This window comes from Synergistetes bacterium HGW-Synergistetes-1 (assembly GCA_002839185.1).
Lineage (GTDB): Bacteria > Synergistota > Synergistia > Synergistales > Synergistaceae > Caenicola.
Window position 1 is genome coordinate 32,919 of the sequence record PGXO01000007.1, and the last position, 20,716, is coordinate 53,634.

At 47.7% G+C, this 20,716-nt stretch carries 22 protein-coding genes; 11 read left to right on the top strand and 11 right to left on the bottom strand.

Going from position 1 to position 20,716, the window contains the following annotated elements:
* Positions 1-30: 30 nt before the first annotated feature.
* The 4 genes from leuD to CVV54_07280 form a co-directional block, all read right to left on the bottom strand.
* Positions 31-558 carry a 3-isopropylmalate dehydratase small subunit gene (leuD, locus tag CVV54_07265; GenBank protein ID PKL04104.1) on the bottom strand — a complete coding sequence of 176 codons (528 nt, stop codon included), beginning with the start codon at positions 556-558 and terminating at the stop codon, positions 31-33.
* A gap of 15 nt (positions 559-573) precedes the next feature.
* Positions 574-1,854 (bottom strand): homoaconitate hydratase family protein, encoded by a 1,281-nt coding sequence (locus CVV54_07270; protein PKL04105.1) that lies wholly within the window; start codon positions 1,852-1,854, stop codon positions 574-576.
* A 30-nt stretch (positions 1,855-1,884) separates the two neighbouring features.
* Positions 1,885-2,445 carry a phosphohydrolase gene (locus CVV54_07275; GenBank protein PKL04106.1) on the bottom strand — a complete coding sequence of 187 codons (561 nt, stop codon included), beginning with the start codon at positions 2,443-2,445 and terminating at the stop codon, positions 1,885-1,887.
* 74 nt (positions 2,446-2,519) lie between these two features.
* A complete protein-coding gene (locus CVV54_07280) occupies positions 2,520-3,215 on the bottom strand; it encodes a FadR family transcriptional regulator (protein ID PKL04107.1) in 696 nt (231 codons plus the stop codon).
* Between the two features lie 396 nt (positions 3,216-3,611).
* On the opposite strand from CVV54_07280, the gene CVV54_07285 reads away from it, so the two are divergent.
* Positions 3,612-4,154, top strand: coding sequence for a prepilin-type cleavage/methylation domain-containing protein (locus CVV54_07285; protein PKL04108.1), 543 nt, complete (start codon positions 3,612-3,614; stop codon positions 4,152-4,154).
* 128 nt (positions 4,155-4,282) lie between these two features.
* On the top strand, positions 4,283-5,530 hold the full coding sequence (locus CVV54_07290; GenBank protein PKL04173.1) for a B12-binding domain-containing radical SAM protein: 1,248 nt from the start codon (positions 4,283-4,285) through the stop codon (positions 5,528-5,530).
* A gap of 29 nt (positions 5,531-5,559) precedes the next feature.
* Here the strand turns inward: CVV54_07290 and CVV54_07295 are convergent, their stop codons facing one another.
* Both CVV54_07295 and CVV54_07300 read right to left on the bottom strand, forming a co-directional pair.
* Positions 5,560-5,985, bottom strand: a complete 426-nt coding sequence (locus CVV54_07295) for a DUF454 domain-containing protein (GenBank protein PKL04109.1) — start codon at positions 5,983-5,985, stop codon at positions 5,560-5,562.
* Positions 5,954-6,592, bottom strand: a complete 639-nt coding sequence (locus CVV54_07300; GenBank protein ID PKL04110.1) for a 1-acyl-sn-glycerol-3-phosphate acyltransferase — start codon at positions 6,590-6,592, stop codon at positions 5,954-5,956. Before CVV54_07300 ends, CVV54_07295 begins: the two co-directional genes overlap by 32 nt.
* Positions 6,593-6,673: 81 nt before the next feature.
* Here CVV54_07300 and CVV54_07305 point away from each other — a divergent pair, with 81 nt between their 5' ends.
* Complete coding sequence (locus CVV54_07305) at positions 6,674-7,282, top strand: hypothetical protein (GenBank protein PKL04111.1); 609 nt, start codon at positions 6,674-6,676, stop codon at positions 7,280-7,282.
* Positions 7,283-7,344: 62 nt separating this feature from the next.
* On the opposite strand, the gene CVV54_07310 is transcribed toward CVV54_07305, so the two are convergent.
* Complete coding sequence (locus tag CVV54_07310; protein ID PKL04112.1) at positions 7,345-8,124, bottom strand: 2-hydroxyhepta-2,4-diene-1,7-dioate isomerase; 780 nt, start codon at positions 8,122-8,124, stop codon at positions 7,345-7,347.
* 51 nt (positions 8,125-8,175) lie between these two features.
* Entirely contained in the window at positions 8,176-9,351 is a 1,176-nt protein-coding gene (locus CVV54_07315; protein ID PKL04113.1) for a cystathionine beta-lyase, read from the bottom strand.
* Between the two features lie 215 nt (positions 9,352-9,566).
* Here CVV54_07315 and pepF point away from each other — a divergent pair, with 215 nt between their 5' ends.
* The 4 genes from pepF (at position 9,567) to CVV54_07335 (ending at position 15,004) form a co-directional block, all read left to right on the top strand.
* On the top strand, positions 9,567-11,402 hold the full coding sequence (pepF, locus tag CVV54_07320) for an oligoendopeptidase F (GenBank protein PKL04114.1): 1,836 nt from the start codon (positions 9,567-9,569) through the stop codon (positions 11,400-11,402).
* A 20-nt stretch (positions 11,403-11,422) separates the two neighbouring features.
* Entirely contained in the window at positions 11,423-12,028 is a 606-nt protein-coding gene (locus CVV54_07325) for a hypothetical protein (protein PKL04115.1), read from the top strand.
* Positions 12,029-12,123: 95 nt separating this feature from the next.
* Positions 12,124-13,086, top strand: a complete 963-nt coding sequence (gene arcC / locus CVV54_07330; GenBank protein ID PKL04116.1) for a carbamate kinase — start codon at positions 12,124-12,126, stop codon at positions 13,084-13,086.
* Positions 13,087-13,402: 316 nt separating this feature from the next.
* Positions 13,403-15,004 (top strand): DUF853 domain-containing protein, encoded by a 1,602-nt coding sequence (locus CVV54_07335; GenBank protein ID PKL04117.1) that lies wholly within the window; start codon positions 13,403-13,405, stop codon positions 15,002-15,004.
* A 43-nt stretch (positions 15,005-15,047) separates the two neighbouring features.
* On the opposite strand, the gene CVV54_07340 is transcribed toward CVV54_07335, so the two are convergent.
* Positions 15,048-16,001, bottom strand: a complete 954-nt coding sequence (locus CVV54_07340) for a hypothetical protein (protein PKL04118.1) — start codon at positions 15,999-16,001, stop codon at positions 15,048-15,050.
* 92 nt (positions 16,002-16,093) lie between these two features.
* Between CVV54_07340 and CVV54_07345 the strand changes: the two genes are divergently transcribed.
* From CVV54_07345 to CVV54_07360, 4 genes are all read left to right on the top strand, one after another.
* A complete protein-coding gene (locus tag CVV54_07345; protein PKL04119.1) occupies positions 16,094-16,993 on the top strand; it encodes a competence protein ComE in 900 nt (299 codons plus the stop codon).
* The gene (locus tag CVV54_07350; GenBank protein ID PKL04120.1) at positions 16,983-17,210 is read left to right on the top strand and encodes a hypothetical protein; all 228 of its coding nucleotides are present in this window, start codon (positions 16,983-16,985) and stop codon (positions 17,208-17,210) included. Before CVV54_07345 ends, CVV54_07350 begins: the two co-directional genes overlap by 11 nt.
* A gap of 113 nt (positions 17,211-17,323) precedes the next feature.
* Complete coding sequence (locus tag CVV54_07355) at positions 17,324-18,109, top strand: carbon-nitrogen hydrolase (GenBank protein ID PKL04174.1); 786 nt, start codon at positions 17,324-17,326, stop codon at positions 18,107-18,109.
* Positions 18,110-18,197: 88 nt separating this feature from the next.
* Positions 18,198-18,689, top strand: a complete 492-nt coding sequence (locus CVV54_07360; protein PKL04121.1) for a xanthine phosphoribosyltransferase — start codon at positions 18,198-18,200, stop codon at positions 18,687-18,689.
* Positions 18,690-19,078: 389 nt separating this feature from the next.
* Here the strand turns inward: CVV54_07360 and CVV54_07365 are convergent, their stop codons facing one another.
* The gene (locus tag CVV54_07365) at positions 19,079-20,230 is read right to left on the bottom strand and encodes a hypothetical protein (protein PKL04122.1); all 1,152 of its coding nucleotides are present in this window, start codon (positions 20,228-20,230) and stop codon (positions 19,079-19,081) included.
* Between the two features lie 5 nt (positions 20,231-20,235).
* A complete protein-coding gene (locus CVV54_07370; protein ID PKL04123.1) occupies positions 20,236-20,652 on the bottom strand; it encodes a cupin domain-containing protein in 417 nt (138 codons plus the stop codon).
* Between the last annotated feature and the right edge of the window lie 64 nt (positions 20,653-20,716).

The window sequence follows — 20,716 nt, forward strand, 5'->3', positions numbered from 1 at the left end:
TGCTGAACGGCCGCTTTACTCTTTGTCTGCTTACTTCTTCGCAGCTGCCTGGGCCTTCAGGTATTCCATAAGACCGCCGGCCTGCATTATATCGTTTTCAAGATCGCTGACAGCATCGCCGTGGAATTCATGACCGCTCGTCACATCTTTGATGGTTCCTGTTGAAAGTTCGACTTCGAGCTGATCTCCGTCGTTGATCTTCCCTTCTTTGATGGCATCTGAGATGCCTTTTACAAAGAGAACGGGGTAGCCGTTGTTGATGGCGTTGCGGTAGTAGATGCGTGAGCATGTCTCGGCAAGTACTACAGGAATGCCGGCGTATTCTAAGCAATAAACAGCGTGTTCACGGCTTGAGCCGCATCCGAAGTTCTTTCCGGCCACTACAAAATCTCCGGGTTTTACTTCCTTCGCAAAATGCTCTTTGCCTGGGTAGTATTCGAACGCATACTGCGGCATGTTTTTGGGATCTGTCTCAGCAAGATATTTGTTGTGGTAGATGAGGTCAGTATCGACGTCGTCACCGAATACCCACGCTCTGCCCTTGAGAATTTCGCTCATGTCAATCTTCCTCCTCTAGCCCAGAATATCCCTGGGGTCTGTGATGACGCCTTTGACTGCTGTTGCCATTGCAGACATGGGGCTCATAAGATAAGTGTGGCTTCCCTTGCCTACCTTGCCTATAAAATTGCGGTTCGTGGTCGAGCATCCGACATCTCCGCTGGGAAGAGCTCCGTAGTGCTCAGCTGTGCAGAGTGCGCAGGTCGGATTGGTGAAAACGATGCCTGCCTCAAGGAACTTCTCGATCATTCCGGCTTTCGCGCAGGCAAGCTGTACTTCAGTCGTGCTTGGCGTAATTATAGTGCGGACTTTCGGGCTTACCTTGCCACCGCCTGCAATAAGAACGTCATAGGCTGCCTTGATATCCTCAAAACGCCCGTTCGAGCATGATCCTATGTGGACCTGATCTACTGCTGTTCCTGCAACTTCCCTGACCGGCTTGACATTGTCGGGGGCATCCGGGCATGACGCGAGGGGTTCGAGGTTGGTCACGTCGTACTTGAAAACCTTGCAGTACTCTGCATCAGGATCTGCCGAGAGTTCTTTCACTCTATTCTTGACTTCCGGTCCCGCGCGCTCCACGAGCCACTTCAGGACTTCACCGTTCGGCATTATAATAGGAACTTTTCCGCTCATCTCAGTAACCATAGAACAGAGAGTGATGCGGTCTGCAAGGGTCGAGTTATCGATCGTCTCGCCTGTGAATTCGACTGCAAGGAAGTCCATTCCGCCTGCGCCAAGGTCTCCGACGATATGGGTAAGGAGGTCCCTCATGCAGACGCCCTTCTGGAATTTTCCTGTAACTTCGATCTTCATCGTCTCCGGAACGCGGAACCAGTTAGTACCGTTGATCCAGGAAGCAGCGATGTCTGAGTTCCCGACACCTGTGGCAAATGCGCCAACGCCGCCGAGGAGGTTCATGTGGCTGTCTGTTCCGAGAACCACATCGCCGGGTTTGATCATTCCGGCTTCAAGCATTACGTGCTGTCCGATGCCGTTGTTGATGTCAAATACACGTTTGATGCCCTGTTTTTTTGCAAATTCGCGGATTATCTTCTGGTTTGTGGAAACCTTCTCGGAATGCGAAGGTGCCTGGAGGTCAAAAGTAAATGCGATCTTATCCGGATCCCATACTTTTGCGTCAGCTCCCATTTCCTTCTCGAACTGCAGTACGCAGTTTGCTCCGCCGAAGTCGCGCGCGGTCGACCAGTCTATCTTGCACCATACGCGGTCTCCAACTTTTACGGGTTTGCCTGCTGCCCGCTCCATGATCTTGACTATTGCTGTCTTGCCCATGTCGGTTATCCCTCCGTTTATTTAATCTGCTTATTTCATTCCAAGGAACGACTTCACGCTCTCAAAATTCATAAAGTCGGCCTTGTTTACCATTACGCCTTCGGGACTGCGGAGTGTTCCGTCTCCCTCATGTGCGTGGTTTGCGATTATGTGTCCTATCTCATTGGGGCATCCGTTGCGAAGCGCAATAACAGTACCTGAGAAGGGGTGGCGAAGATTCTTGCCCATTGTTGACTTGACTGTTTCGCCCGCAGCGTTCTTTTCGTATTCGACAAGCTTGCCTACATCATGAAGAAGAGCTCCGGCTACAAGGAGGTCGTTGTCCATCGTGAACTTGGGATCTTTTTCGGGATAGATGGCGTTGAACTCGTCCATTGCTTTTTTTGCTATGCGGGTCACACCCTTGACGTGATCCAGGTATGTAAAGGGACAGTTGGGGATAAGAAGGGTGAACGGGATCTTATCCATGTCATCCGGTTCCCAGCCACCTGTCTTGAGTGCGTCGACATAAGAAGCTACGACCTTGTCCTGCATGCCCTTGTCCTTGATCCACTCGATCTCGGGGAACAGCTCTCTGATTCTTTTCTCCATGTTGATTCCTCCTGTTTTTATTGTAATTGTCATTATTCCTGACGGTTCTTTTTTATATATTGGTCGGTCCGGATTTATTGGGCCGCTATACCCCTGTGAAGTGTTTTGTATATCCTGTCGATGTGATTTGCCGCCGTCTCACGTGCCAAATCAACGTTATGATCCAGAATCGCTTCATACATTGAGCGATGCTCCAGCAGAAAAGCATCTTTATCTTCCAGGAGGTTGTAGATCTTGTCGTGAGTCGCCATGATCAGATCAAAATTCATCCTGGTTATATTTACGAAAACAAAATTGTGTGTGGCTTCAGCAAGCGCCAGATGAAAGTCAAAATCTGCCTGGGCACGCAGGTTCGGGTCACCGAGCCTCTTTTCTGTAGCTGTCAGGACCCTGAGCATTCTTGTAAGATCTGAAGATGTTGCCCTCATAGCGCTCTCAGCCGCTATTGCAGGATCGAGAATGCGGCGCGCCTCCATCAGCTCGAGAACAGCTGAATCTTCGAGACGGATATTCTTTTCATCCTCTGCGGGCGATTTAGGATGGCGCACAAAACGGCCTTTTCCCGGAACTGATTCTATCAGTCCGAGAAGCTCCATAACCCTGAAGGCCTCCCGCAAGGAACTCCGGCTCACACCGAAGTCATCCATTAGCTGCCTTTCAGATGGAAGAGGATCGCCCGGCAGGATGTCTCCTCTCGAAATGGATTCTTTTAATTTTTCTACTACCTTCTCGTATATACGGGTTCCCCGCGAGACTTGAGTTTCGATCATGTGAAAAAACTCCTTTCCTGGACCACCCAGTATACCTTATATCATGCGCAAAAGAAAAAAACAAGGGCAAAAACATAGTCTAAATAGTCTGATTATTTAGTTATAAGCCGGTTGTTTTGAGGCATTTTCAGTTTTGCCGGTTCAGGCCAGGATCAGCGCTGGTACATACCAAACGGGAAATACTATATAACATTGTCAGGTCAGTCACAGAGGCAATAATTCCTACAATTATTGTTTATTTAAAAAACTAAAATTTAACAGCCTTGGCGGTCGGACCACTTGTTTAAATATTTTCTGAAAAACCTCTCGAACCGAAGGGTGAAGTCCGGGTTGACTTGATAACAAGCGACATATAATATCTTTAGGATGTGATTTGGTACTGGGGGAATGTCAGGAATGTCAGAATCAATATCGAAACGATCAGCAAAAAAGAAAGCATTTACTCTCGTGGAACTTCTTATAGTTATCATCATTGTAGGGATACTTGCCGGCATGATGCTCCTGTCAGCGGGATCTGCGACTGATTCGGCAAAGGCTGCAAGAATCATATCGGACCTCAGGAACATGAAAGCCGCAGCGCTGCTCTACTGGTCGGACAACGGAAGCTGGCCGATTTGGTATTACGATAAAGGATCCAGCACTTACAAAGCTATTCCTCCAGCATCGCCTGGACCTGAAAACTACAGTGATCTTACTACTATGGGCGACGGCTACTGGGTGGGGGCTATGAGAGCATCAGGCGATCACAGCCTCGCATTCTCAGTCGCAGACCTCCAGGAGTTAAGTAACGGGGTAAAGAAGTCGATTGAAAAACAGGCTGAAAAGACAGGCCTTTATGGAGACACTTTTACAGGGATGCCCTATCTGCCTGATATGGACAACCTCCAGAAATTCAATGCAGATCAGCATAATATGCTGCTCTCCGTGATAAATAAATGATCCGCTTCCTTGTTAAGGTTAAGGCCTTTTCTGTTTTCTATTAATTTAAGATAACACCTGATATTTTTTCTGTAAGAAAGGTTTTGAGAACTATTACAACTGAAATAAAATTCGAAGAACTTTTTTCAATGAAAAGACAGAGGATACTCGGCATCAATCCTCCTGTTGAAGATTTTGCCTTCTTTGATCTGTGGTCTAAGCCTGCCGGACTTCTCTATCTGCTGAAAAGGATGAAGATGAACGGCAATGAGGTCTATCTGTTGGACTGCATTCATGAGGCCTCTGTAGGCAAAAAATCATTCGGGCGCGAAAAGATTGGCTGCATGGAAATCGAAAAACCCCCCGCATACAGGGGAATAAAAAGGAAGTATCATCGGTTCGGACTCTCCGAAGAGAGGATAATGGAAAGACTAGCTGAAATCCCAAGGCCGGATGCAGTATTTCTCACTTCAGCAATGACGTACTGGTACGGCGGGGTAAAATGGATCATTTCGATCCTTAAAAGAGAATTACCGGACGTGCCGGTAATTCTCGGAGGCACCTACGCGAAGCTCTGCCCCGAACATGCAAAGGGACTTGGTGCAGACCGCCTTGTCACCGGCCACTGGATTCCCGACAGCCACTATCCCGCGATGGATCTCTATGAAAAAATTCCCTACGGAATCACGATGACATCCTTTGGATGCCCCCTTTCGTGCAGTTACTGCGCCTCCCGCATATTATGGCCCAAATACACAAGGAGGACCGTTCCCGAAGTCCTAAGGGAGATCGATCATCAGGTCGGCCTCGGAGCGGAGGACATTGCGTTTTACGATGACGCCCTTCTTATTGACAAAAAAGAGTATTTATACCAGCTCTGTCGTGGATCAATAAAAGCATACGGGGAAAGGATACGCTTCCACACGCCTAACGGACTCCATGTACGCGAAATAGATGATGAATGTGCGGAAATGCTGAAAGGGAGCGGATTTAAAACGATAAGGCTTTCTCTTGAAAGCATTGATCCGAAAATATCAAACGCAAGTTCAGGTAAAGTTGCCAGAGAAGAATATGCAAGGGCTGTCAGATCTCTTTTGAATGCAGGCTATTCCGGAACTGACTGCGAGACATACATTTTGCTGGGCCTGCCAGGCCAAAGCATTGACTCAGTAAAAGAAACCGTAAGGTTCGTCCATTCTTCGGGAGGAAAACCCAAACTGGCCGAATTTTCGCCGATACCGGGGACCACCTCATTTAACATGGCGGCGGAAGAGATGCCTGAGCTTAAAACAGAACCACTGCTACACAACAATTCAGTATACTCTTCGTGGATCTCAGGAAATATCTCCCCGGAAGAGCTTCAGGAACTGAAAGACATGGCACGAAGGAGATGCTGATGTTCGTCAGTATCTTCTCAATTATTTGGTCAACAGGTTTCCTTGTTTTCATCTTTTGTTTTCATCATAAGCAGGTGGGTACTCACACATATTCCGACTACAGCCAGAATTACCCGGACAAGCGGTTTATGCACGGCTGCCGCAGATAATGCGAGGCCGGACCACAGGAAAACTATCGCCCTTATTTTTATCGACTTGCTGACTCCGGCGTTTGTCCGATAATTCTCTATGTACTCTCCAAAAAAGCGCGACCTGCAAAGCCATCTGTGCATCGCAGGACTGCTTCCTGCAAAGCATCCGGCCGCAAGAAGTACAAAAGGGGTCGTTGGAAGGAGCGGAAGGAAGACTCCGATGCCGCCAAGCGTTAGAGAGACGACGCCGGCAACGATCAGAAGCGTCTTCTTTATCCTGCCGCACTCTTTGCTATCTGGGATACTTTTCTCTGTCTTTGGCATCCATTTTCCTGTAAAATTCTTCGATCTTTTCAAGGATGTATTTACGTTTTTCTTTTTCCGTCAGTTCCTGCGGGATCTCTGCGGGGAATATCGGATCTCCGTAAACAACGTAAAGTTTTCGCGGGCGGGGAAATTTCATGTGGGGAGACATAGCCCTGTATGTGCCTCCTGCCCATACAGGGACTACGGGGGCACCGGTCTTGATCGATAGGATAGAGACACCTCCCTCAAGAGGCTGGAGGGTCCCATCCTCGGTACGGTGTCCCTCAGGACAAATGTAGACACTGTAACCGTCGTGTATAAAACCCATTACCATCCTCAGAAGCGCGGCCGAGCTGTTTTTGTCCTCCGGGGAGACAGGCACGGCTCCCACTTTTCTCATGTAGGCGCCTAAAATCGGAACTCTAAAAAGCTTTTCCCACGCCACAAATTTCAGAACTCTGGGGCAGAATGTATATCCAACCAGAGGAGGATCTAGGTAGCTCGCATGGTTTGAGGCAACTATCACCGGTCTGTTCTGCGGTATTTTCTCTTTTCCGCTCACCGAAAGTCGGTGATAGAGGGTAAAATATACTGAGATTATAAATCTTGTGATCTGGTATAACATTAAAGGATTCCTCCCGTTGGCTGCATCTGCACTAAGGATATCCCAGAAATGAGCAAATTGACAAGTCTTGGAGTGATCTGAATGGATAGCAAAAAGCAGACAAATGAAAAAGAGGTTCCTGCCGGTTCAAGGATAGGAAGGATCGCCAAGGACTTTTTCCTTGGATGTATAGCGCTTATACCTCTTGCAGTCTTTGTCTTCATATTCTATTACCTCATCATGCTTTTCGAGGCGCTCGGCTCAATGATCTTCGGGCTGACAAAGTCTATGAAAACGACTGTGGCAGTGACAGTTTTCATAGTTTTTCTGCTCATATATACAGGCAGAAAGCTCAGAAGAAAAGAAAAGTGGATCCTCAACATAGTTGACCAGGTGATCTCAAAGATACCTGTGGTCGGCGGATGGTACTCCACTTTTCAGGAGATGGTCCAGACCTTTACAGCAGGAGGCGGCGAAAGAGGATACCTTGGAACAGCCAAAGTGCCGTGCGGAGATGGATACATAATTGGCTTTGTCACAAAGAGGGAGAAAGCCAAGGACGGAAGTCCAAGGGTAACTATCTTTGTGCCTACATCTCCAAACCCGACTACGGGGCTTGTCTTCTTCTTTCCTGAAGAGAGTGTCGAATATCTTGACCTTTCACCTGAAAAGGCATTTACCACTATAATCTCGCTTGGGATGAAATCCTGAAACCTGGGGCGGTCCTTAACGGTCCGCCCCTTTTAATTATTTGGGTCTTTGAACCCTTTTGGTCAGTTGGCGCAGATGTTCCTGATGCTTCCTATTCCTTCGATATTCACCTCGACGAGGTCTCCCACCTTCATCGGCCCTACTCCCTGCGGTGTGCCGCTCGCAATTACATCACCGGGTTCAAGCGTTGCAAACCTGCTTATATGGGATATAAGCCTTGGTATGGGGAAGATCATCTGTGAGAAGGAGGCTTCCTGTACTGTCTTTCCGTTGAGTGTCGTACTTATCACTGCATCCTCCGGCATCTTATCTGTTATCAGTACAGCCGGCCCGAACGGAGCAAATGTATCGAAGCTTTTTGCCCTCGTCCACTGCCCGTCGGAATTCTGAAGTTCCCTGGCAGTAACATCGTTCATGATCGAGTAGCCAAGGACATGGCTGAGTGCATCCTCTTCCTTTATGTTGTGCCCGGCCTTGCCGATGATCACGGCAAGTTCGCCTTCATAGTCGATCCGTCCCGCCCATTCGGGTATCCGAATAAAATCGTTGGCTCCTATTATCGCTGAAATAGATTTCATGAAGATGAGCGGTTCCTTCGGCACTTCGTTGTTAAGTTCCTTCACATGACCCAAATAGTTTCGGCCTACGCACCAGATCTTCTTAGGCATGAAAGGCGGCAGGAACTTGACCCTGTCTATAGGGTAGCTCAGCCTTATGGGAGAAAATCCTGTAAAGGGATCTCCCTCAACGATATCGACGGAATTGTCACGGATCTTGCCCGAATAGGTCCTGCCATCTACCCAGAAACGGCAGTAACGTACGAGCGGCTCTTTTTTAGCCATAAAAATATTCCTCCCTGTTGATTTATGTAAATCAAATGATCTGATATAAGATCAAAACTTTGCTTCGAGCGCCTTAGCAATCTTTTCCAGAGCTTTTTTCAACATTTCGCGGTTGGTACCGATGTTTATCCTGGCAAATCCGTCGCCTTCGGTCCCGAAGTTCCGTCCATTGTTAAGCGCGACCCCGGCTTCATTGACAAGGAGATCCATGAGCGTCTCCGAATTAAACCCATATCCCCTGAAATCTATCCAGAATATGTAGGTCCCTTCCGGGTGATCCATCTTCGCTTTCGGCATCCGTTCTCTCACAAATTTTTCTGTAAAGTTCCTGTTTTCTTCAAGGTATGCCATAAGTTCATCAAGCCACCCGGCACATTTTGCATAAGCAGTCTCCATAGCAGTGAGTCCGAGAATGCTTAGCGAGCTCAGGTGCAGCCTGTTTAAAATTGAAACATAACGTGCCCTGAGTTTTTCATCGGGAATGAGGGCAACTGAAGAATTCATTCCTGCGATATTGAAGGTCTTGCTTGGCGCAACGAAGGTGACCGTACGCGAACTCATTTCCTCTGAAAGCGAGGCTATGCTCATATGTTTCGCATCGCTGTAGACCAGGTCCTGATGGATCTCGTCAGATATTATGATCATGTCTTTGCGTTCTGCCAGTTCAGACAGAGCTTCCAGTTCTTCCCTTGTCCATACACGCGCTACCGGATTGTGGGGGCTGCAGAGTATAAGTGTCCTGCATGTAGGGGTAACAAGTTTTTCAAGACTTTCCAGGTCCATCACGTAGCGGTCCTTTTCCCTCTTCAGCGGATTTTTAACGATCCTTCTCCCGGATTCGCTGATGGTGGCATAGAAGGGAGGATAGACAGGGGTCTGTATGATCACCCCATCGCCCGGTTTAGTGTATGCCATTATAGAAAAAGCCAGTCCTGCTACAACTCCGGGTGCCCAGGTCACAGCCTCTTTGCCGATCTCCCATCCATGCCTGTTTTTTTGCCAATCAGTTATTGCCTTGAGCAGCGAATCGGGCGCTATCGGGTACCCGAGCGCTCCTTCGTCGATCTTATTATGGAGAGCCTCCAGAACCTCGGGGGGAGCAGGAAAATCCATATCAGCCACCCAGAGTGCAAGAAGATCTTTTTTGCCGAATTCCTCTTCGAGAAAGTCCCACTTTTCGCAGTTCGTCCCGCGTCTTTCCATGTTTATGTCAAAATTATATTTCAACAACATACCCTCCCGAAGGAACTGAATGATCAGCAAAAGACCTGCCCGGACAACTCAAAAATCGTCTTTATGGCGGGATCTTTAGAAAAGCTGTTATGCTGACAAGAGTACCATAATTCTATAGCTTTTAGTACTCTCTGACGGCAAAAAAAGCTTGCATATTATCCTTTTAGACAAGACAATAGTTCTGCAAGAAAATAAAGGAGTGGATCTTTATGAGTGACATCAACGATAAAAACATTGAAATAGAGCTTGGCGGGGGCTCGCTGCTGCCGAAAAGAGACGAGGTCCCGGTCCGTTTTAAATGGAAGCTTGAAGATATATACCCAGATGACTCGAAATGGGAAAAAGACTTTAAATCTGTTAAAAAACGTCTTCCTGAGATCGCCTCCTATATGGGGAGATTGGGCGGATCTGAAATGATCATGCTTGAATGCTTAAAGCTCAGGGATGAAATTTCGATAACCCTTGGTAAGCTCATAGTCTACGCCAATATGAAGAGTCACGAGGATACGGCGGATTCAAAGTACCAGGGACCGGTAAACAGAGTATCGTCACTGGCCGTGGAAATGTCGGCTGTCTCAAGCTTTATTACTCCTGAGATACTTTCAATGCCTGAAGATAGGTTAAGGACATTTATAGCCGATCCCTCCCTCAAAGACTATTGCTTCAGTCTGAAAGAACTCCTTCGTCAGAAAGAACATGTGCTTTCACAGTCCGAGGAGGCACTGCTTGCCAAAACAGGAGACATGGCCGGGACTTCAGACAATGTATTCTCTATGCTTACAAATGCAGACATGAAGTTTGAGTCTATAAGAAATGAAAAAGGAGAAAAAGTGGAAATGTCAGAGGAGAGGGCTGTCTCTTACCTTCGCTCACGGAGGCGCAGCGTGAGAAAGGCTGCCTTTGAATCGCTTTACAGGCCATACTGCAATACTAAAAACGCTCTGGGCGCGACCTTTGACGGCATGCTGAAAACATCAAAGTTTTACGCAGAGGTACGAAAATATTCCTCACCGCTTGAGGCTGAGCTTGACAGCGACAACATCCCTCTCTCCGTATACAGCCGGCTTGTGGAGACCCTCGAATCCAGCCTGACGCCGCTGCACAGATATCTTGAAGTGAGAAAACGGGTGCTTAGGGTCAAAGAGCTGCATATGTACGACCTCTATACTCCCCTCGTGAAAGACCCTTTTAAAGAGATACCCTGGGGCGAAGCAAAGGAGATGATGTTCAGGGCTCTGAGGCCTCTTGGCGATGAGTACCTTTCCATTGTCAAAGAAGGCCTGGAAAGCGGATGGACTGATGTTTTCCCCAACAAAGGCAAACGGAGCGGCGCTTACTCTTGGGGCAGCTACGCCACGCATCCATACATAATGATGAACTATACAAACAACCTCAACGATGTCTCGACCCTTGTCCATGAGATGGGGCACTCCATGCACAGCTACTATTCAAGGAAGCGGCAGCCGTACCCAACTTCTGATTACTGCATCTTCACGGCAGAGGTAGCTTCGACTACCAACGAAGTCTTATTCCTCAACGACCTCATAGCTGAGACGAAGGATAAGAAGAAAAGACTTTATCTGCTCAACCGCCGTCTTGAGAACATAAGGACCACGGTCTACAGGCAGACGATGTTCGCCTCGTTTGAACGCGAGGTACACAAGCGCGCCGCAGAGGGCGGAGAAACTACTCCCGATGCGCTTCAGGCACTCTGGTATGAGCTCAACAGGAAATATTACGGACCGGATATCGTCATTGATGAACCCCTAAAAATGGAGTGGGCAAGGATACCCCATTTTTACAACCCATTCTATGTTTACCAGTATGCTACAGGTTTCTCTGCCGCGACGGCGCTTGCACTCCTTATCTCAGAAAAGGGCGCGGCGGCAAGAGACAAATACCTTGAGTTCCTGTCGATGGGAGGCTCCGACTACCCGATCGAACTTCTCAAAAAAGCAGGGGTCGATATGAGCTCTCCGAAACCGATAAAAGAGGTAGTAAGGATATTTACCGAGACTCTCGATGAAATGGAGAAGCTGCTTTAGCAGCTCCCGGAATAAAGGACATGCAGTGGGTCCCTTTTCTATCTTTTGTTTTGGCAGCCTGCTACACGCCAGGACCGAATATTATTTTCGCAATGAACACCGCGCGTCTTTTCGGTTTCAGGAAGACCATTCCCTTAATGACGGGAATGACGGTCGGTCTTTTTGTCGTCATGCTGCTAAACGCGGTAGGCAATATCTTTATCGGCGCCCTGATCCCGCAGATACTCCCGTGGCTCAGGGGCATCGGTGCAATTTATCTCTTATGGCTTGCTTGGAAAATAGCTTTTCCAAAAGGATCTTCCCGATCAAAAGGAAACGCTGAGCAGGAAAAGGTTCCGGGGATAAGGGACGGATTCACCCTGCAGTTTGTAAACCCCAAGGTCATTCTCTTCGGTTTTACCGCTATGTCTTCATTCATAGCACCGTGGACGGATTCCAAGCTTATATTCCTTCTCTGCGGACTTTTCCTTACATTGAACTGTGCCGTGGCCTTCACTCTGTGGTCCCTGTTCGGAGATGTTCAGGGACGTTTGTTCTCAAAACAGGGCCGCGTTATATCGCTGATAATGGGCGCGCTTCTGGCATGGTGTGCTTTTTCAGTATCCGGGATCGCTGATTTGCTGTAAATATTACAGGACTCCATAAAAAAATATTGAACTCCAACGGATCATTGGTTTATAATATTATTACAAATCTGAAATCCAAGGGGTGTGTTCAGTAAATGTCCTCACATTTCACAAAAGTAGTTGTGGCTCTAGGAGGAAACGCTTTGCAGGAAGCAGGAAGCCCTCCGACAGCAGAGGCTCAGCTCGCAGTTGTCCGTAAGACCTGCGATTACCTGGCCGATATAAGCTGCAAGGGATATGAGATGGCAGTTGTCCATGGAAACGGTCCACAGGTAGGCAATATCACACTTTCTCAGGAAACCGCGGAAAAGATAAACCCGAAACTCCCGGCAATGCCTTTCGATGTATGCGGCGCTATGAGTCAGGGCTACATAGGTTACCAGATCCAGCAGTGCCTCAGGGATGCACTCAGAAACAGAAACCGCAACGTTCCGGTAGTTACGCTCGTTACACAGGTCATCGTAGATGAACATGACAAGGCGTTCCAAAATCCAACTAAACCAATAGGTCCATTTTATACAGAAGAAGAAGCTAAAAAAATCGCTGAAGAAAAAGGATACACTGTGAAAGAAGATGCGGGCAGAGGCTGGCGCAGAGTAGTAGCATCCCCGACCCCGAAGAGGATAGCTGAAATAGATTCTGTCAAGCGCCTTTGGGACTCCACAATAGTCATAACAGCAGGAGGCGGCGGGATACCCGTTATAGAGAACATGGACGGATCCCTCACCGGAGTTCCCGCAGTAATCGACAAGGACCTTGCTGCTGAGAGGCTTGCTGAGGATATGGAAACCGATATCCTTCTCATCCTTACAGAAGTTGACAAGATAAGCCTCAACTTCAAAAAACCGAACCAGCAGGACTTGTCGCATGTAACTGTCGCAGAGGCAATCAAATACATTGAAGAGGGACATTTTGCCCCCGGAAGCATGCTCCCTAAAGTGATGGCTGCGATCAAGTTTGCAAGAAGGTTCCCCGGAAAGAAAGCCATTATCACCTCCCTCTACAAAGCTGTGGATGCGCTTGACGGCAAAGAGGGAACCGTCATAACGATGGCGTAAGTTAAAAGCCGCGCTAATTATCCTGTCAGCACAAAATAACGGCAGATCCCGAGCAGTCTAGCTTTGGACCTGCCGTTATTTTGTTTGACAAGGAACGCAGTCGAGCCACATACTGCGATACCTCTCTTTTTCTTTGAAACGATAAGAGAAATTTTCAAGAACAGGTGCTCTTTCCTCTCAGCACAAGTTTTCTCAATTTTTAAGTTTTTGATATCCTTATCCGGTAAATATATTTTTAACAAATAATCAATTATTGTGATTTAATAATGGCATGGGATAAATTTTTTAAAAGAAAATCACCCGGGGAGGAAATGATATGTACGCCAACGAAAAACTATGGATAGCAAAGGCAGAACAGCCCATTTATCTTCTTCCGAAAATGGCAAACCGCCACGGCCTCATTTCTGGAGCTACCGGCACAGGAAAAACGATCACTCTTAAAGTAATGGCTGAGTCCTTCAGCGATCTTGGGGTGCCGGTCTTCCTTGCTGACATAAAAGGCGACCTGGCAGGAATGTGCCGGCCTGGCATTGACAGCGAAGGAATGCAGAAGCGCATACAGAGATTCGGGCTTGCGGAAGCAAATTTTACCTATAAAGACTACCCTACTCGTTTCTGGGATGTGTTCGGAAAGAACGGACATCCGGTAAGGACAACTGTCTCCGAGATGGGGCCACTTCTTCTCGGCCGCCTGCTTGGCCTTAACGATACCCAGTCGGGAGTCCTGAATATCGTCTTCCGCGTCGCAGACGACAGGGGACTTCTCCTCCTTGACCTGAAAGACCTTAAGGCAATGCTCAGTTATGTTGCCAATAACGCAAAGAGCTTCACGCTTGAATACGGCAACATTGCCGCCGCAAGCGTGGGAGCAATACAGCGGTCGATACTCTCGCTTGAGGATCAGGGCGGAGAGCAGTTCTTCGGAGAACCTGAGCTCGAAATAACCGACTGGATGAGGACAGGCAATGACGGAAGAGGCTACATAAATATCCTTCACTGCGTAGAGCTGTTCCACTCTCCGGCACTTTATTCGACCTTCCTTCTCTGGATGCTCTCAGAGCTTTTTGAAACTCTTCCTGAGATGGGCGACCTTAAAAAACCAAGAATGGTATTCTTCTTCGATGAAGCGCACCTCCTTTTCGACGAAGCGCCGAAAGTACTCCTGCAGAAGATAGAACAGGTCGTAAGGCTTATCAGGTCAAAGGGCGTGGGCGTCTATTTCATAACCCAGAGCCCCAGGGACATCCCCGACGCCATCCTTTCACAGCTTGGCAACAGAGTACAGCACGCGCTGCGCGCCTACTCGCCCGCAGAGCAGAAGGTGGTCAGAGCAGCCGCAGAAACTTTCCGGCCCAACCCGGCCTTCGAAACAGAAGAGGCTATAACACAGCTCGGCACCGGAGAGGCTCTGGTTTCCTTCCTTGGCGAAGACGGAAGCCCCGGTATAGTGGAAAGGGCTTTCATCCTTCCGCCTCAGAGCCAGATGGGCATAGTCGATGACAGCGTACGCAAAGAAGTGCTCGCATTAAGCGACATTGGACCAAAGTATGATGTCCTGATAGACAGAGAATCCGCATATGAGTACCTTTCGATGAAGATAAAACGTGACCAGGCAGAAAGGGAAGAGGAAGAAGAGCGGATAAGGCATATAAAGGAAGAAAAGGAACGGGCAAAAGAAGAAAGAGAGCAGCAGGCTATTGAGGAAAAGGAACGGATAAGGCAGCAGCGTGAATTCGAACGGACGGAAAAGCAAAGGATAAAAGAGGAACAGTCTGTAAGAAAGACTATCTTCGGTACAACCAAGAGCAAATACAAGACCCCGATCGAACATTTAGCCGACACCGCCATGAATACCGTAGGCCGCGAGGTAGGACGCCAGTTTATCCGCGGTATCCTTGGAATGCTGACAAAAAAATAAAAATAATGTTCAGACTAAAAAAGGGCCGCGCTGCGGCCCTTTTTTATATTATGCCCAGAAGGTTAGCCCACACAGGTATGGATATAATTCCGAGGACTGTAGTTGAGGCGACAAGGTCTGCCGCATAATCCGAGTCCATCTTCATCTCTTTAGCCATTATGAAGCAGTTTACAGCCGAGGGCATTGAAGAAAGCATTACTGTCACCTTCAGCAGAGGCTCCGGAACGGAGAGGGCCAGAAGCAGGGCCCATAAAATAAGGGGATGTATGACAAGTTTGATCAGACAGTCCTGCCAGGTGGCCTTTATCATGTTGTAAATGCTGCTGATCCTAGAAAGATCGAGAGTACCGCCCAACGCTAAAAGCGCTATCGCCGTTGCGGCTCCGCCCATAAGCTTCATAGTTTCATCAATGACGATGGGAAGAGCACGAAGTCCGGTGAGGGCAAGCCCAATCCCAAGTGCGCAGGAAATTATCAGCGGGTTGACGGTCAGCCTCTTAAGTATTCCGCCAAGGCCAGAGAGGCTGAATTTACCCGAAAGGGCAACTTCACCTGCCATTATCGATATTATCTGAAAGGATATCGTGCTTACGGCTATGTATATGGACGCATCCTTGAGTCCTGCCTCACCCATCGCAAGCACTATTACAGGGAAACCCAGATAAATGTTGTTTGCCCTTATCGATGAAAAAACCGAGACAGCTATGCGCTCACGGTTCTCTCTGTGGTATAAAAATACTGCTCCTGCAGCTGCAATACCAATCGTCAGGATGTATGCAAGGGTAAGGCCGATAAGAAGATCGATCTGCACAAAAACTTCCCTGCCTGAAATAAATGTGGTCCGGATAAGAAGAGGAGGAAGTATTACCCAGTAAAGCGTCTTTGTAAGGGTCTTAATATCCCTTTCACTGTAAAATCCCCGAGATCTCAGAAGATTACCGGTTATAATTATGAGCATCAGGGGCAAAACCAGAACGAAACCAAACATTGCCTGCATCCTTTCGCATAAAGAGCGTTCCGACGATTATAACCTTATCGCCATCTTTGGTAAAATCTATGGCAAGTCAAAAAGGATGAGTAAGGAGAGACATTTTGAATTTCGGTCTTTTGCTGAGAAAATACAAAAAAATATTTATCTTTCTTTTTACCTTGATCATTAGTCTTCCTGTAGGCGCAGCATGGATAAGCAGGACGGAAGTCGCTGAAGCTGACAGAGGACTCCGTTTTTATGCTTTTGATGTCGGGCAGGGGGACTCTTCCCTTTTTGTCCTTCCCGACGGAAAGACAATACTTATTGACGCAGGTCCTGAAGATGCAGGGAAAAGTCTGCTCAAAGAGCTGAAAAGAATTGGAATAAAAAAAATCGACCTCTTAGTAGCAACCCATCCGCATTCTGACCACATAGGCGGAATGAAAAGAGTACTGTCAAATTTTCAGATTGGTAAAATCTGGGATTCGGGCTTTATCAGCAGTTCGCCGATTCAGAAAAATTTTTATAACATGATACAGAAAAAGAACATACCCTTCGGCAGGCCCAAAAGGGGCTATTCAGAAAAAATAGGGGGTGCCCTGGTTGAGGTACTTGCACCAGCCCGACTCATCAGAGGAACGAAGCGGGATGCAAACAACAACTGCCTCGTGCTGAATATAAAATACGGCAGCACAAACTTCCTGATGCTGGCCGACATGGAGAGGGAACAGCTTTCAACTGTAAGACCGCTCCCCCGGGCGGCGGTGTTGAAAGCGTCTCACCACGGCAGCAGCAACGGAACAAACATGAGCCTTCTCAAAGAGGTCCGGCCCTATGTCATCATACTGAGTTACGGCAAGAACAATTCTTACGGCTATCCTCACAAAGAGGTGGTACGTGCTGTTTCAGCCTCAGGGATAAAAAGGCTGGACACAAAGGATGGCACTATCAGGATAGTCTCTGACGGAGAAAAGATATCATACCCCCAAAGCAGGGAGGTAGTGAAAAATGGCGGTTAAAAGAGAAAAAATCTTTGTAGATTCGATCAATGAAGAAATATGCACCCTGCTCGTAGGCGAAAAAGCACTTTCTGTAAACCTGCCTGCACGGATGCTCCCAAGGGGCACATCAGAAGGGGACTGGCTCATTATGACGCTGCAAAAGTCGGAGAGGCTCAAAAGATCTTACCGCAGGTCCATGGAGAGACTCTTGGAAAAAATTGAAAGCAATGGCTGAAAATCTTAACAAGACCAGCAGGTATTGATATTTTTCAATGTTTTGTTTAAAGTTAAATCAAATACATTTCCGGCGACAAAAAAGATACCCAAAGGAGGATCTCTATAATGTCATTGCTTCGTATAGCTATCGCACAGATCGATTTGGCAGTTGGCGACAGAAGATCCAATTATGAAAAGGTTGAAAGGATGCTCAGTTCAAAGTGGGTGGAATCTGACATCCCAACCGCAGTGATCCTCCCTGAGATCTGGGACGTTGGATATGTCATAGAAGAATCCCATAAATATGGAGACAGGGATGCCTCCCAGGCCGCAGAATTCCTTGGGAAACTCGCACTTAAATACAGCTGCTGGTTTACAGGCGGCTCTGTACTCGCGCTTACCGATAAAGGCGCCGTCAACAGAGCAATGGTGATAGACCCTTCAGGCAGTTATGTCGCAAGCTATGACAAGATCCACCTGATACCGTTGATGGATGAAGAGAAATTCCTGCTTCCAGGTGAAAAAGGGACTCTCTTCAATATCGGTGACATCCCGGCGGCTCTTGCTATCTGCTATGATCTTCGTTTCTGCGAACTTACCAGGCGCTATGCAACAGAGGGGGCTGAGCTCCAGTTTTTCGCTGCGGAATGGCCCGTCTCCCGGATAGACCACTGGTGTACCTTGCTGCAGGCAAGGGCGATAGAGAACATGATGTTCGTGGCAGCCTGCAATAGGGTGGGGACGACAAGCGGCACTCTCTTCGGAGGACACTCAATGGTGGTGGATCCATGGGGTGAAGTCCTTTATCAGGGAGGCATGACAGAAGACTTCGCCTTCATTGAGATTGACACTTCAAAGGTCAAAAAAGCCAGGGATTTCCTAAGGGTCTTTGAAATGAGGAGACCTGAGTTCTATTGAACCCGCAGTTCCTGACGTGTCATAGACAACCCGATATTATGAATGTACAATTTCCGACAAATAATTCTATTACAGGGAGAGTCTTAATATGAAAGCTTCCGACCGCTACAATAAAAATTACCCGGTATCGTGGGAACAGCTTCACAGAGACTGCAGGGCTCTCTCATGGAAACTGCTCGATAAGAGGAAAGACTGGAGCAGGATAATAACAGTTGCAAGGGGCGGTCTGGTCCCTGCGGCAATAATTGCAAGGGAACTTAACATACACCTTGTAGATACCATTTGCATTTCAAGCTACACCATTAAAGATCAGGGAGCAGCCAATATCCTGAAACGTCCTGACCTTGTCGGAGTCGATGAGACCTGGCTTATCATCGACGACCTTGTAGACACAGGCAAAACCGCAAAGATCGTAAGAGATATGTTTCTTGGGGGACATTTCGCCACAGTTTACGCAAAACCGGAAGGACGGCCCCTGGTCGACACCTTCATTACGGAAGTCAGCCAGGATACATGGGTACTCTTCCCATGGGACACAGAAACGTCCGCAGCATTCATTCCGCCCATCGTAGATATGTAGCCTATATTCCTGCTGCCGTGCCCTGACTTAATTGACAGATAAAAAACAACCTGTATAATATATAGGTTGTTTACTTTTTGTATAAGGAGGTGGAAAAATGAGCAATAAATTGGTATACATTTCCGGCATGCCATTCTGGATTACGCCGGAAGGACGCTTTGAAGCAGTTGAGATGAAAAACGGACTGCCTGTAGAGCGGATCATCATGAAGAGATAGTTTAGAACAGAACACCACGTCATATGAGTTTTAAAGGACACATTTGAAGAAATAGTTTCAGCACAGGTTCAGAAAGGCAAATCGATCTATAACAGATATTTACCTCTGAACCGGTGCCGTGGGGCACTACCCACCAAGGATCCAACCTTTCTCTTTATTCCCTGACAAAAAACTAAACCAGAATATTCCTTATCCTTTGCGATGCTTCTTCAAGCATCTCTTCAGGCACCGTACATGCTGTTCTGATGTAATTTTTGCAGTGCGGACCAAAGGAAGAACCGGGTATGGTTACCACCCCTGCTTCTCTCAGCGCCTTATCGGCAAACTCTTCTCCATCCATGCCGGTCCCCGAAACATCCAAGAAAAGGTAAAAGCTTCCTTTTGGCTCTGCTGTTTTTATTCCAGGCAAGTGTTTGAATTTTTCGTATGAAAAACTCACACGATCTCTGAACAGTGATGAGATCTCCCTTACTATGTCATCGCAGTTATCAAGAGCAAATTCAGAAGCTCTCTGAACCATAGTGTTCACGCTTATCGTATGGGGCACTCCCGTTACCTGCATGGCCTTCAGAAAAACATGAGATCCCATAGCATACCCTATACGCCAGCCAGTCATAGCATAGCTCTTTGACATTCCGCCGATCGTTATTACCCTCTCTTTCATTCCCGGAAGGGATGCAAAAGGGACATGAGCCACGTCATATGCGAATGCTTCATACAGCTCATCAGAGATCACAAGAAGATCGTGCTTAGATGCAATATTGGCAATTTCTACCAGCAATTCAAAAGGGAAAACAGCTCCCGTGGGGTTGCAGGGCGAGTTGATGATCACAGCTTTGGTCCTTTTGCTTATCTTGCTCTCTATTTTTTCGGGATCCGGAAGAAATCCGTTTTCCGCTCCGCTCATGCAGTAGACAGGCACGCCTCCCGCCTGTAGGACATGCTGTTCATAAAAGGTGAAAAAGGGCTCAAGAATGATAACTTCATCTCCCGGGTCAAGGCATGCCTGCATAGCAAGATATGATGCCTGGCTGCCTCCGGTAGTTACAAATATCTCATCCTTAGAATAATTGAGACCGTATCTTCTGTTCCAGTAATTCGATATGGCGGCGCGGAGTCCTGGAATCCCCATTCCGGGCGCATAGTGTGTCTCGCCCCTTTTTGCAGCCTCGTAAAGTGCGCTGCAAATAATTTCGGGCGTAGGGATGTCCGGTTCTCCAAGCGTCAGGTCTATGCTGTCTGGCATTCTTTCAGCCATTGCCGCCATTTTCATCATCAAAGAGGGACTTATATTCCTGCACTCAGCTGAAAGGAATCTTTTCAAGGCCCTTAACCTTCGGCCTTTTTTGCAGCACGGTCAGCTCTCATGCTGGTTTTTTTGGCATGAGGATCGCCGTGGGTCGGCACTATGCAGAAAAATTCCAGCGGCATGTCGGCATCGTTATGGTAGACATGCTTCATTCCGCCGGGTATACGGGTCCAGTATCCCGTCTTCATGTCATAGCGTTCGCCTTCTACTTCGACATAACCGTCTCCGCTGATCGTGTACATAAGGTGGTCCCATTCGTGTGAATGCTCCGGGATCAATTCATGGGCAGGCAGTTTGAAGTGCCGCATGACCCAGCCTTCCCAGAACCTGTCTCCGGGACCGTATACAGTCCTTTTCTCGATATCAGGAGCAAGGGCTGAGGCGTTCTGTAAAGGGAGATCGTAAATGTTTCCAAAATTCTTTTCCTGTTCGGACATCGAATTATTCCTCCTTTCATAATGGAGTGAGGGGCAAATGGAGAGCCCCTCACAATATTTTAAC